This is a genomic window from Paenibacillus sp. FSL K6-2859, from assembly GCF_038008265.1.
In the GTDB taxonomy this organism is placed as follows: Bacteria; Bacillota; Bacilli; order Paenibacillales; family Paenibacillaceae; genus Paenibacillus_AQ; species Paenibacillus_AQ nitricinens.
Genome location: NZ_JBBOYU010000001.1, coordinates 5,317,462 through 5,331,282, shown reverse-complemented (window position 1 = coordinate 5,331,282; position 13,821 = coordinate 5,317,462). Strand labels below are relative to the sequence as shown.

Sequence of the window (13,821 nt, the reverse complement as noted above, 5' to 3'; positions counted from 1 at the left end):
TGGGTCTGCAAAGCCAACATTAATGTTGCTTTGCAGATTTTTTTATTTTAATCTATATTAATTCCGACTATTCCGATGTATAATTACATAAAATAAAAAGAAGCTTTGGGGGAGATGAAAATATGGCAAAACAAAAGGTGTTATCGATTAAGACGATTGTTGCGATTGGTATCGGTTCTGCTTTATTCGTTATTTTGGGCAGGTTCGGTTCGATTCCATCCGGAATTCCAAACACTAACATTGAGACTACATACGCTTTACTGGCATTGTTTGCACTATTATACGGTCCGTTTGCCGGATTACTCATTGGCCTGATCGGACATACACTGAAGGATGCGATTTTTTATGGTTCCCCTTGGTTCAGTTGGGTGATCGCTTCTGGAATTGTTGGGCTCGTTGTTGGGCTGCTTGTGGCTAGAATTGGGATTCATGATGGGGAGTTCGGACGAAAGGAACTGATTCGTTTTAATCTGGCCCAGATTGTCGCTAACGCAATCGCCTGGTTCTTAGTAGCACCTGTACTGGATATTCTAATCTATGCAGAACCGGCGAATAAAGTATTCACACAAGGACTTATCGCCGGAGCATCCAATATAGTCACTGTGGCAGTGATTGGTTCTCTACTGGCAATAGCATATGCAAAGACAAGAACGAAGCAAGGCAGCTTGACCAGAGAAGCCTGAGTAGCATATAATCCAAACCAAAAGCCGGTGGAGATCACCGGCTTTTTTATGGCTGTAAAACATATAATGAAAGTGAAATTCTTCAAACGAAGCTAAGAGGAAGGTCAAGGATGAAAAAAGCAGTGATTGAATTTAAGGATTTTAGTTTTCAATATCGAGCACAGCAGGAGCCTACACTCACAGATATTAACTTAACGATTGCCGAAGGGGAGAAGGTACTTATTGTGGGACCCTCTGGTTCTGGGAAAAGTACACTGGCTCATTGTATAAACGGACTCAACCCTTTTGCTTATAAAGGTGAAATGTCTGGATCATTGCGAATTATGGGTCTGGAGCAGAAAGAACTTAGTATTGCAGCATTGTCGGATCAGGTAGGGACTGTACTGCAAGACCCGGATGGACAATTTGTTGGATTAACGGTTGGAGAGGATATCGCCTTCAGTCTGGAGAATCACGCGGTCCAACAGGCCGAAATGATAGAAAAGGTAGTGGCTGCAGCAACAGCCGTGGATATCCACGAATATTTAGGAGCGTCACCTCAGGAATTGTCAGGTGGTCAGAAGCAAAAAACGACCTTAGCTGGCGTTCTAGTTGGTGATGTGGACATCCTGTTGTTTGATGAGCCTTTGGCAAACTTAGATCCATATACCGGCACAAAAGCAATTGAGCTTATTGACCGAGTGCAAAAAGAGACCGGTAAAACGGTTATTATTATCGAGCACAGGCTCGAGGAAGTACTTCACCGTGCGGTGGACCGCATTATTGTGATCCATGACGGACGCCTTGCGGCGGATATGCCAGCCGCTGAGCTATTAAGCACGGGCTTACTTTCAGAAGCAGGCATTCGGGAACCTCTCTATTTAACGGCTTTAAAGTATGCAGGATGTACGATTGCATCAGATATGAATCCGCAGCATATAGATGAAATTCGGCTGGACTCTTGCTCCAGCAAGCTTGAGTACTGGTATGATAACAATAATTCGCAGCAGGATAAACGTGAGAGTCTACCTATCCTTGAGCTACGTGATGTTTCATTCGGTTATGAGAAGAGCAGACCAGTACTTCATAAACTTAACCTTCTTATTCATAAAGGAGAAATGGTCTGTATAGCTGGGAGAAATGGGGCTGGGAAATCTACGGTATCTAAGCTTATCTGTGGCTTTTATAAGCCCACTTCCGGTTCGATATTGATGAACGGAAGGGATATTGCCAAGGATACGATTAAGGAGCGGGCAGAGCGGATCGGTTTCGTGATGCAGAATCCTAATCATATGATTTCTAAGACGCTTTTATATGATGAGGTTGCGCTAGGCCTTAAATTACGAGGGGTGTCTGAGGAGCTTATTCGTGAGCGAGTGCATCATGTTTTAAAAATATGCGGTCTATACGCTTTTCGTAGCTGGCCCATCTCTGCGCTCAGCTACGGTCAGAAGAAACGTGTGACTATTGCTTCTATTATGATCCTGGAGCCGGAAGTGATCATATTAGATGAGCCGACTGCAGCACAGGATTATAGGCACTATAACGAAATGATGGAATTTCTTTTGACGCTTCGTGAACAGGGAATGACGGTCATTATGATTACGCATGATATGCATCTTATGCTGGAGTATGCCGATAGAGCTGTAGTGTTGTCTGATGGTGTTAAGCTTGCTGATGATAGCCCTGAACGAGTGCTAACCAATTTAGAAGTAGTGAGGAATGCTAATTTGAAAGAGACCTCACTATTTACATTGGCTATGAAGGTCCAATTGGATCAGCCAGAAGAGTTTGTAAGAAGATTTATTGCATACGACAGGAGGAGCCGGGGCGGATGAAGGCCACAATGTTAACTTTTACGAAGCAGGATTCACCTGTTCACCGTCTTACAGGCGCCACTAAGCTGATTTTATTTATAGTGTGGTCGTTGACAGGCATGATTACATACGATACAAGATGTCTAATAGTGATGCTGCTCTTTAGTTTGATCGCCTTTAGAGTCTCTAAAGTTCAGTTTCAGGATTATGCCTTCGTCCTATATTTTATATTACTCTTCTTTGTGCTTAATCATATAGCTATCTTTATTTTTTCTCCATTGGAAGGTGTAAAGGTATACGGTTCACGGCATGATATTGTTCATCTTGTAGGTCGGTATACCGTAACATATGAGCAGCTATTCTATCAATTAAATATTGCCCTTAAGTATGCAGTGGTCATTCCCATGGCACTGTTGTTCCTTCTAACGACAAATCCTAGTGAATTCGCAGCGTCTTTAAACCGGATTGGTGTGAATTATAAAATTGCATATTCTGTATCGCTTGCGCTGCGGTACATTCCGGATATCCAAAGAGATTATGAGAATATTTCGTTCTCCGCTCAGGCACGGGGAATAGACATCTCTCGAAAAGAAAAGCTGCCTAAACGGCTTAAAAATATTATTTCAATTCTTATGCCTTTGATTCTGACCAGCATTGAACGCATTGAGAATATTAGTACGGCTATGGAATTACGTGGCTTTGGAACACAGAATAAACGGACTTGGTACAGCAGTCGTCCTTTCTCAAGAAATGATTATATTGCTTTGATCTTATTCGCTCTGATTGCAATCACTACGACGATAATCACTTTTTATGATGGATCGCGGTTTTATAATATTTTCGATTGAAGTATAATAGTACAGTTGTGGAAAGCTTGGGTTCAGGCGTTACAGTAACTCGTTACGATAGAAGACGTTTCTCCAGTCTTGACCATACAGGCAGGTAACATAATGGCAGTGCGATTATCGAGCAGATTATATTAAAAATAGTCTGGGCATGGGCGATCTGTGAAGAGGGGCCTCCGCCGATCCAAGCAGCGGTTGCTTGCAGGGGTCCGATAAGTGGCAGGAACAGTAGTGCACCGCCAACATTGAGTGCAACATGCGACCATGCGACGAAGACGCCAGAAGACGAGCCGCCGATGGAAGCGATGACTGCCGTGAGGCAGGTGCCGACGTTGGCGCCGAGCACGATGGCTATGCCAAGCTCTGTGGGCATGGCACCCGACGCAGCAATGCTCATAGCCATGGCAATGACCGCAGCGCTGCTATGTAGCAGGGCTGTTAAGCAGGCGCCAGCGGCGATTCCCCACAAGGCACTTGTGGCCGCATGATCCAAGAACCAAAGGAATAGGCCGCTCTCCTGAAGTGTCCCGCCGATGGACTGCATAACTGCGATTCCCCATAAGACTAAGGCGAATCCTGATATAGCCAGGCTGATGAATTGCAGCGGCTCTGATATTTTCCGGCACAGTGCTGCTGCCCGTGACGTATGAGGTAACTCGCCTGCTATAACAGCTGCTGCCCACAAACTCAGCGAGGCAGCCAGCAATGGTGTAGCCATAGTATTGATCTGAAGTCCGATGAGTTCGGTGGTCAAAGTGGTGCCGATGTTGCTACCTAAGATAATGCCAAGCGTACGAGCATAGGTGAGCAGACCGGCATTTACCATGCCGATCGTTAGTACAGTTACAGCCGTGCTGCTCTGAAGCAGGGCTGACAGTACACTGCTTGCGATCAAGCCTTTGATAGGTGTAGAGGTTGCCTTATTCAGACTTGTTGTTAACAGAGGGCCTGCAAGCTTGGACAATGCTGTCTCCATTAGCTTCATGCCAGCAAGAAAGATAACCAAACCATATATAATAGGAAAAAGCAGATCACGGAACATAGGGCATACTCCTTTGAACGAGGGTTGTACACCAATATATGAAAGTAACGAGTAGGACATGTATAAAATCATTTTTAGAAAAACAGGGAGTTGAAGTCATTGGCATCGGTTAGATTAGAACGCAATCGCAAAAAAAGATTGGAACAGGGCCATCCATGGGTCTATGCAGGTGAAGTTGCATCAGTAGAAGGAAACCCGGAAGCAGGGGGATTAGTTGATGTTCTTAATCATCAAGGCCGTTTTCTGGCGGTAGGATATTACAATCCAGCGTCGCAGATTCGGGTAAGAATTGTATCGCAGGGACCTTTGGCTATCATGGACACCGCCTTTTTCGCAGAACGGTTTACGAATTGTCTGCAACATAGAGAACGTTTCCTGCCTGGGGCGGATGCTTATCGTTTGGTTTATGGTGAAGCGGACTTTTTGCCAGGTCTGATTGTGGATCGGTTCGGCGATATTCTGGTTGTGCAGCTACTTACACTCGGAATGGACAAGTGTCGTACAGAGATTGTTGAAGCACTTGTACAGGTTATGGCACCGCGTGGTATTTACGAACGCAGTGATGTTAGTGTACGTGAACTGGAAGGGCTGGAGCAGACTACAGGTGTGCTGTACGGGGAATGCCCAAGACATGTTACTGTAAGTGAAAATGATCTGATGCTGGTAGTAGATATCGAAGAGGGCCAGAAGACCGGTTATTTCTTTGATCAGCGTGAGAATAGAGCATCCATTGCGCCTCTCATGAAAGGCTGGGGTGGACGAAGCGGAATTACACTGCAAGAAATAGAAGCAGAAGATGGCTCGTTACAAACTTTGCCGGTAAATAAGAGTGGTAAACACGTAACCTTCCCTTATTGGGATGGTGCTACAGTGCTGGAGTGCTTTTCGCATACAGGCAGTTTCACGCTGCATGCTTGCAAGTATGGCGCGAAAAAAGTAACCTGCCTTGACGTTTCCGCTCATGCTATAGAGAGTGCTAAGGTTAATGTGGAGCTAAATGGCTTTACTGATCGAGTGGAATTTGTAGTGGACGATGCTTTTGCCTACCTTCGCAATCAGGTCAAGGGGCTGGAGGAACGTTCGGAGCGGGCGACGGTTGCCAGTGGAACGGAATCAACAGTAACGACTACAAATGCTAAATCCGGAGGCAAAGCCGCCAAAACGGACACCTCCAAGCCTATGACAGCAGGTGGAGGTAGAACTTGGGATGTAGTTATCCTAGACCCTCCAGCGTTTGCGAAAACTAAAAGTGCAGTAGCAGGCGCTTGCCGTGGTTACAAGGACATCAATCTGCATGGCATGAAGCTGGTGAACGAAGGTGGATATTTGGTTACCGCAAGCTGTTCATATCATATGCAACCGGATCTATTTCTTGAGACGATTGCTGACGCAGCTAAAGATGCTGGTAAAGTACTGAGACTTGTGGAATGGCGTGCCGCAGGCAAAGACCATCCGCAGATTCTAGGTGTTAATGAAGGACACTATCTGAAGTTTGCGATTTTTGAAGTGCGGAGTAAGAAATAAGCTGGCTGTTTATATAAGTAAAGGATTTTAATCCGTAAAAGGAGTCTTCGATCGAGGACTCTTTTTACGGGTTTTTTGCTATGTTCTCAAAAGAGCTGAATTCGGGATTTACAAGATTATGATTGTAAATCATTAGAAAATACTAGCAAACGCATGTTCTGATTTGTGCAGTTATGCTATACTGAGGGGACGAGGAACGACTGAGCTTTTTCATTTGAACATTATCAAACGGTGAATATTTCACCTTGTATCTTATACATTTTCTCCGCTACGGAAGGAGTCTATCATTTATGTCGGTAACCTTTTTACTAGGCCGATCGGGCAGTGGCAAGACAACGAAAATATGGGAGTCTATCTCAACTTCATTAGAGAAGGAGCCTCTTGGTGCGCCAATCATTATTCTTGTACCGGAACAAGGCTCCTTTGGAGCAGAACGGGGGCTTCTGACCGTAGGGAATGTGAAGGGAAGCATTCGGGCGCAGACACTGAGCTTTTCTCGGCTTGCCTATCGAGTGAAACAGGAAACTGGAGGTAGCGCTAGTCTGCCGATCAGTGAAGAAGGTAAAAAGATGTTGATTTACAAAATCATCAGTCGCCGTAAAGAGGAACTGAAGTTGTTCGGTGCCTCTGCAGACAGACCGGGTTTTGTGGAACGGCTCAATCAGCTGCATACGGAGATGAAGCGTTGCTGTTTGGCTTCCTCTGATTTAGAGGAGCAGCTATCCGCAATGCGAGGCGCTATTGCAAGAAGTCCAATTCTTGAAGGCAAGCTGGATGATTTACAGCTGGTATTCAGTGAATTAGAGAAGGAGATGTCACGCCTCTATATCGATGAAGAGGATCGTTTAGCGGAACTAGCTGAGCATATTCCTGATTCCTCTTACATTCGCGGGGCGCAGATTTGGGTAGATGGGTTCCACGGCTTTACCCCGCAGGAATTCTTAGTGCTTCGAGAATTAATGCAGCAAGCATCGAAGCTGACCGTGTCCCTTACTCTTGATCGTTCGTATCCCTATGGAGATCAATTAAATGAGCTTGAATTGTTTCACCCAACTGCGGTCACTTACATTAAACTGCGTGGAATAGCTGAAGAGCTGGGCATTGATGTGTGGGACGAGCTGCTGGAGCCAGCGGTTCTTCCGCGTTTTGAAGAAAGTCCTGTTCTTGCTCATCTCGAAAGAGGATATGACCGCCGAAAGGTCTGGATGGGTGCAGATGAACTGGCAAATGAAGCGATATCTATAGGCGCAGCAGTTTCACACAGAGCAGAGGTTGAGGGAGCACTGCGTGAAATGATTAGACTGGCGCGAGATGAAGGTGCAAAATATGGTGATATGGCCGTATTGATGCGTAATATTGGAGATTACGAGCAGCTGATTAAACCGTTGTTCCAAGATTACGGAGTCCCTTTTTTTCTGGACCAGAAGGTAAATGAGCTGCACCATCCATTGGTAGAGTTTGTACGTTCCGCATTGGATGTGGTGCGTCGACGCTGGCGCTTTGAGGATGTATTCCGCTGTGTAAAGACGGAGCTTTTGCTACCACTGGACGGTAGTATTACGCGTGAGGATATGGATGCCTTAGAAAATTATGTGCTGGCTTGTGGGATTCAAGGGTATCGCTGGACGGATGGCCGTTCATGGAAAGGGATTCCTAGCTTGTCGCTGGAAGGCGGCAGACAGATGGATGAAGAACTGCTTGCTACAATGGAGCGATGCCGTGCTAGTATAACGGGTCCTCTATTTGCTTTTGAGAAACGGATACAGAAGAGTAAAAGCGGTCTTGAACTATGTACCGCAGTGTACAAGCTGCTGGATGAAACGGATGTTGCTCGAAAGCTGGAGAAACTTAGTGTCGGTTCTATGGAGAAGGGGCAACCCGAGAAGGCTAGAGAACATAGTCAGCTGTGGGGTGCAGTGCTTGATCTGCTAGATCAGATCGTCGAGATGATGGGCAACGAGAGACTTGAATTTGATGTGTTCACCGGAGTCCTAGAGACAGGACTTGCTGAGCTGAAGATGGGACTTGTTCCTCCCGCGCTCGATCAAGTACTGGTTGGTAACATGGATCGGACTCGACCAACGGGAGTTAAATACGCATTTTTGCTTGGATTTAATGAAGGTGTTGTGCCTGCGCAGTTTAAGGAAGATGGAATTCTCTCGGAAGGCGAACGCTCCGTGCTTGAGAACGCCGGTATGGAGCTTGCTCCTGGTGCTTCTCGTAAACTGCTGGACGAGCGGTTTTTGATCTATAATGCGCTAACGACAGGAAGCCGAAAGCTCTGGATTAGCTACGCCACTGCTGATGATGAGGGCAAGGCGCTTCTTCCCTCTGAGGTAATCCGTCATTTGCATAGAATGTTCCCAAGGGTGCAAGAGCATAGCTTGGCAGCACTTCCCCCAGTAGGACTACCAGAAGAAGTCAGGAATTCCATTCACCTCGGTTACATTGGTCATCCAGAACAAAGTCTTCGTGCATTGATTATGCAGCTTCGCCAGTGGCGCCAGGGGACGGAGATACCTGAATTATGGTGGGATGTGTATAACTGGTTCGCTGCTGATGATATTCGTAGTCTCGAATTGAAACGTCTGCTCAGTTCCTTGTTCTATCGTAATGTGGGAACGAAGCTAAAGCGTGGAACAAGCCTTAGATTGTACGGTGGATCGACACTGCGAGGCAGTGTGTCCCGGATGGAGAAGTTTGTTGCTTGCTCCTTCTCCCATTTTGCATCTTACGGACTTAGACTGAAGGAACGCCAGCTATATAAGCTGCAAGCACCTGATATTGGACAACTGTTCCATGCTGCGTTAAGTGACATGGCTGTAAGACTGAAAGAAGAGGGCCGCGGCTGGGGAAGCTTGTCTCCAGAGGAATGTCGGCGTGAGGCAAGTGAGACTGTAGAACGTTTATCACCGATGCTGCAGGGTGAAATTCTGATGAGCTCTAAACGTTACGGATACATCTCACGCAAGCTAAAAAATATTGTTGGACGTGCTTCTGTAATTCTGGGCGAGCATGCCCGCCGAGGCAGCTTTGAGCCGGTAGGGCTAGAGCTGGATTTTGGACCGGATAAGGAGTTGCCACCTTTAAGAATTACGCTGCCGAATGGCTGTGTGATGGAGGTTGTAGGACGGATCGACCGTGTAGACATGGCCCGTGGAGAGAATGGAATTCTTCTGCGAGTCATTGATTATAAATCGAGTCAAAAAGATCTCAAGCTGCACGAGGTGTACTATGGATTATCGCTACAGATGCTGACCTATCTGGATGTACTGCTAACGTATTCGGAGCAATGGCTCGGGCAACCGGCGCTTCCAGCAGGGACACTGTATTTCCATGTACATGACCCACTGTTAACCTCATCTAACGGGATGAACAAGGAACAAGCAGAACAAGAATTGCTGAAACGCTTCAAGATGAAGGGACTGCTTACAGCAGACCGCGAGGTTGTATCCCTGATGGATACGACTTTAGATAAAGGGTATTCTTCTATCGTGCCTGTAGCAGTAAAAGCTGATGGAAGTTTTTATAGTAGTGCTTCTGTAGCTACACCAGAGCAATGGGGGCACTTATTATCATCCGTTCGGGGAACGATCTCAGATATTGGGACACGCATTACGGAAGGTGATGTGGCGATTGAGCCATACCGGATTGGGCAAGAGACAGCCTGCACATTCTGTTCCTTTAGACCCGTCTGCCAGTTCGATGAAGCCGTGGAAGGCAATGGCTACAATAATCTGAGTAAGCCAGGGAAGGACGTTATCTGGGATCTGCTGTCCCGCAAAGGAGGAACTACACCGTGAGTATGAAGCCTGAAATAGAAGCGAAACCGGAAGGGAGCATATGGAGTGATGACCAGTGGCGCGCCATCGCTGAGAGCGGTGATGATATCCTCGTTGCTGCGGCGGCAGGTTCCGGTAAGACAGCGGTACTTGTAGAACGTATTATTCGCAAAATCAGCAAGGAAGAGAATGGCTTTAGCGTAGATAGATTGCTGGTAGCTACGTTTACCAAAGCTGCTGCTGCCGAGATGCGCCAGCGGATTAGGGAAGCACTAGACCGGGAGCTTGAGGAGAATGGAGAGAATGACCATTTACGCCGTCAGCTGTCGTTGCTCGGGAAAGCCTCGATTACAACACTACACTCCTTCTGTCTGGAAGTGATCCGGCGTTATTATCAGATCATTCCGATAGACCCCGGCTTCCGTATCCTGAACGAACATGAAGCAGAGATGATGCGGCAGGAGCTGCTTCAAGAGCTATTGGAGGAAAAATACGGTGAAGCAGGTGAAGATGGCGCGGATAGCATATTTGTGCAGCTTGCTGACTGGTTCAGTGGTGAACGCAGCGATGATGCGGTACATGCGCTCATACAGCGACTGCATGACTATGCCCGCAGCCATCCTTGGCCAGAGCAGTGGCTTCGGGATACCGCAGCTGATTTCTCATTACCAGACACAGATAGCTTAGGTCGAACTCCTTGGGTGCTAAGTATTCTTGAAGAAGCGAAGCTGACCCTTGCGGGTGCAGCCAGTCAGCTTATCCAAGGCAGGGAGATCGCGCTACAGCCGGGTGGTCCGGCGCCTTATGCCGAGAATTTGACGACTGACCTTGAGATGGTAAGTGCATTGCAGGAGGCTGTGAATGAACGGCCATGGGCAGAATTATATGATATTTTCATGGAAGTATACTTTGGAAAATTGAAAGCTTGTAAGAAGGATTCGACAGATCCTGGACTGCAGGAAATGGTTAAAGAACTGCGCGATAGTGTGAAGAAGAGTGTTTTAGATCTTCAGAAGGCGCTGTTTGGCCGTCCAGCAGATGTTTTTTTGAGAGAACTGAACGAGGCGGCTCCGCTTATGGCAGAGCTTGCGGAGACGGTGATAGCGTTCGGTGAACGTTATCGAATGGAAAAAGCAGGACGGGGTCTCGTCGACTTTAGTGATTTGGAGCATTATTGTCTGCAAATTTTGCGCCATCCTGATTCTCTACCAGGCCTTTCCCTGCCTTCTGATGCAGCGATGGAGTACCGCGCCCAATTCGATGAGGTTCTGCTAGATGAATATCAGGATACGAATAGTGTACAAGAAGAGATTGTGCGGCTGATCTCCCGCGAAACACCTGGTAACCGATTTATGGTCGGAGATATGAAGCAAAGTATTTATCGGTTCCGTTTGGCAGAGCCGGGGCTGTTCCTGGATAAATACCGTAGCTTTGGCTCTAAGAATGCCGGAGGTGGCAGTAATATAATAGGCGAATCCGAGTTAAGTGAGTTATCTGAGAAGTCTAATGAATCTTCCGGCGGTTCGGTTATCGATCTAGCCCGTAATTTCCGTAGTCGTATGGAGGTTGTAAATGCCGTAAATATGATTTTTCGGCAGATTATGAATGAGACGGTGGCTGAGATTAATTATGACGAACGCGCTGAGCTTGTGTATGGTGCGAATTTCCCGGGTGCAGCAGAGAAGGGGCCAGATACTTTTTTTGCACCAGAGCTATTATTGATCGATCGCGGAGCGGCATCGGGTAAAGTAGAAGAGACTTCTGAGGACGGTGAGCTGCCACTTCAGGAAAGCGAAGCTATTGAGAGTGAGACCGCGCAGCTGGAAGCAAGGGCGATTGCCCGGCGTATATTACAGATGACTGGCCTGAACGGCGGATCGCCGTTGTTGATTTATGATAAAGGGCTTAAGATTATGCGCCCAGTGATTTATGGGGACATCGTGATTTTGCTTCGTTCGGCGAGAATATGGACCCCTTTGATTATCGAGGAGCTTCGGATGGAGGGAATCCCTGCTTACGGAGATTTGAATAAAGGATATTTTGAAGCCACTGAAGTAGAAATTGCACTCTCACTTTTAAAAGTAGTCGATAATCCTCAGCAGGACATTCCACTCGCCGGCGTGCTCCGCTCTCCTGTCGTTGGTTTAACGGAAGAGGAACTGGCTACAGTTCGGATGTACAGCCATGGTTCTTTCTATCATGCTGTACAAGTGGCAGCGAGCTTGCAAGATATAAAGGAAGCTGAGGAAGAATACGATCTTTTCTCGGCTCATGTGATAGAAACAGCAAGTGCAGCGGAAGAGAAAGTCACCTCAGATAATAATAATGATGAAATCATTAATGAGGTGGAATCTGAAAGTGGAGCTTTACCGCAAATCAGCCTAAAGCTGAAGCATAAGCTTAAGAATTTTCTGGAACGGCTTGAAAGCTGGAGAGATGCGGCTAGACAAGGCAGTCTCAGTGAGCTGATTTGGCGTATTTATGGTGAGAGCGGCTATCTGGAATGGGTTGGAGGCTTGCCTGGAGGCTCACAGCGACAGAACAATCTTAAAGCTTTGTATGATCGGGCTGTTCAATTTGAGAATGATACTGCGGCGCGTGGGTTGTTCCGTTTTCTGGTGTTCATTTCACGGCTTCGTGAGAATGGCGGAGATCTTGGTGTAGCTGGTGGTGGCGGCGAAGAGGGCAATGGGGTCAGAATTATGACCATCCATAAATCCAAAGGCTTAGAGTTTCCTGTTGTTTTTATAGCGGGTATGGCGAAGCAGTTTAATCGACAGGATTTGCATTCTCCTTTCCTGATGCACAAAGAGCTTGGCTTCGGGCCACGTTTTGTGGAGCGGGAAACACGGGTCAGCTACCCGACGCTTCCTTATTTGGCTATTAATCGTCGTACACGACTTGAATTATTGGCTGAGGAAATGCGGGTATTATATGTAGCTTTAACTCGTCCGAGAGATAAGATGATTCTAGTCGGTACCGTAAGAGATTTACCACGGAAAATTGCGGGCTGGAGCAGTGTACAGAATCGGGATGAGCTACTGCTTGCTGATCATTTACTAGCCCGCGGTCGCAGCTATCTGGACTGGGTTGGACCGGCATTGATCCGGCATCCGGCGGCGGCTGTTCTTCGTAAGCTAGGCGGCTCTGAAGGTACCGTCTCGACAGTGCTGCACAGCGACGTCTCGAACTGGAGCATCAGTGTGCAGCATGCTTCCGAACTGAATTCCGGGGCGTTCCTTCCTTCGGATAACTCAGAGGACAAAGCAGAAGAACGTCAATCTGTACTCAAGGCGCTGCAAAAAGGTGAATCTGTAAGTGTCTATGGATCTGTGGATAGCGATGAAATTGCTAGAAGACTAGAATGGCCTTATCCGTTTGCGGCTGCCTCTGGTATTCCTGCCAAAACCTCTGTTACAGAGTTGAAATCTTTGTTGTCGATGCAGGATCAGCCTTCTTATGATCTCCTAGAGGAAGATGGTTATCCTGTCACCTCAACAGAAAACAATAAGCGTACAGATGTGGCAGGAGCAGACAGTCTGCATTTGCGGCGTCCGAAATTTATGGAAAAGCGCAGTCTAACCCCAGCGGAGCGCGGGACAGCTTACCATACGGTTATGCAGCATATTCCGCTGGAGGGTTCTGTTGATTCTAAAGTTGTGGAAGAAACATTAGCCCGTTTGCAGAGATTGGCTATTCTAACTGCTGAGCAGGTGGAGGCGGTTGCCCCCGATCAGATAGAGACTTTTTATACGAATAAACTGGGTCGTAGATTAATAGATTCTTCTTGGAAGCTTAGAGAAATGCCGTTCAGTTATATGCTTCCCGCAGGCGAGGCTTATGGAGGGCTCGATTATATGAATAAAGCCGTCTCAGAGCTAAGCCATGGAAATAATAATGAAGGCTTTAGTGAAGGAGTGCTGATCCAAGGGGTCATTGACTGCCTGTTCCGCGAAGAGGACCGGATGATTCTGTTAGACTATAAGACGGACTCTGTTTTAGAACATCAGGGTGGGTTAGAAGCGCTTAAAGAAAAATATCGTTTTCAGCTAGAGTTATACAGCAAGGCATTACATGATATTTTGGGAGAACCGATCAGCGAGATTTGGCTGTACTTTTTTGACGGCGGACATGCTGTGAAATTATAAA

Annotated in this window: 7 protein-coding genes; 6 read left to right on the top strand and 1 reads right to left on the bottom strand. The window is 46.9% G+C overall.

All coding sequences use genetic code 11. The features are described from left to right. The first annotated feature begins 122 nt into the window (after positions 1-122). The 3 genes from MHB64_RS23830 (at position 123) to MHB64_RS23820 (ending at position 3,327) form a co-directional block, all read left to right on the top strand. Complete coding sequence (locus tag MHB64_RS23830; RefSeq protein WP_042190972.1) at positions 123-683, top strand: ECF-type riboflavin transporter substrate-binding protein; 561 nt, start codon at positions 123-125, stop codon at positions 681-683. A 110-nt stretch (positions 684-793) separates the two neighbouring features. Beyond that, positions 794-2,500: an ABC transporter ATP-binding protein gene (locus MHB64_RS23825; protein ID WP_341135502.1), complete on the top strand. Its 1,707-nt coding sequence runs from the start codon at positions 794-796 to the stop codon at positions 2,498-2,500. Then, entirely contained in the window at positions 2,497-3,327 is an 831-nt protein-coding gene (locus MHB64_RS23820; protein ID WP_179281597.1) for an energy-coupling factor transporter transmembrane component T family protein, read from the top strand. Before MHB64_RS23825 ends, MHB64_RS23820 begins: the two co-directional genes overlap by 4 nt. Positions 3,328-3,379: 52 nt before the next feature. On the opposite strand, the gene MHB64_RS23815 is transcribed toward MHB64_RS23820, so the two are convergent. Further along, positions 3,380-4,366 (bottom strand): Na/Pi cotransporter family protein, encoded by a 987-nt coding sequence (locus MHB64_RS23815; RefSeq protein WP_094870310.1) that lies wholly within the window; start codon positions 4,364-4,366, stop codon positions 3,380-3,382. A 99-nt stretch (positions 4,367-4,465) separates the two neighbouring features. Between MHB64_RS23815 and MHB64_RS23810 the strand changes: the two genes are divergently transcribed. The 3 genes from MHB64_RS23810 (at position 4,466) to addA (ending at position 13,820) form a co-directional block, all read left to right on the top strand. Continuing rightward, positions 4,466-5,890 (top strand): class I SAM-dependent rRNA methyltransferase, encoded by a 1,425-nt coding sequence (locus MHB64_RS23810; RefSeq protein ID WP_341135501.1) that lies wholly within the window; start codon positions 4,466-4,468, stop codon positions 5,888-5,890. 290 nt (positions 5,891-6,180) lie between these two features. Continuing rightward, positions 6,181-9,693, top strand: a complete 3,513-nt coding sequence (addB, locus tag MHB64_RS23805) for a helicase-exonuclease AddAB subunit AddB (RefSeq protein WP_341135500.1) — start codon at positions 6,181-6,183, stop codon at positions 9,691-9,693. 2 nt (positions 9,694-9,695) lie between these two features. Continuing rightward, complete coding sequence (gene addA, locus MHB64_RS23800) at positions 9,696-13,820, top strand: helicase-exonuclease AddAB subunit AddA (protein WP_341136118.1); 4,125 nt, start codon at positions 9,696-9,698, stop codon at positions 13,818-13,820. The last annotated feature ends 1 nt before the right edge of the window (position 13,821 follow it).

Bases quoted from the DNA above. Each gene is read 5' to 3' on its own strand.
- MHB64_RS23830 (WP_042190972.1), top strand. From the start codon at position 123: ATGGCAAAACAAAAGGTGTTATCGATTAAGACGATTGTTGCGATTGGT.
- MHB64_RS23825 (WP_341135502.1), top strand. From the start codon at position 794: ATGAAAAAAGCAGTGATTGAATTTAAGGATTTTAGTTTTCAATATCGA.
- MHB64_RS23820 (WP_179281597.1), top strand. From the start codon at position 2,497: ATGAAGGCCACAATGTTAACTTTTACGAAGCAGGATTCACCTGTTCAC.
- MHB64_RS23815 (WP_094870310.1), bottom strand. From the start codon at position 4,366: ATGTTCCGTGATCTGCTTTTTCCTATTATATATGGTTTGGTTATCTTT.
- addB (WP_341135500.1), top strand. From the start codon at position 6,181: ATGTCGGTAACCTTTTTACTAGGCCGATCGGGCAGTGGCAAGACAACG.
- addA (WP_341136118.1), top strand. From the start codon at position 9,696: ATGAAGCCTGAAATAGAAGCGAAACCGGAAGGGAGCATATGGAGTGAT.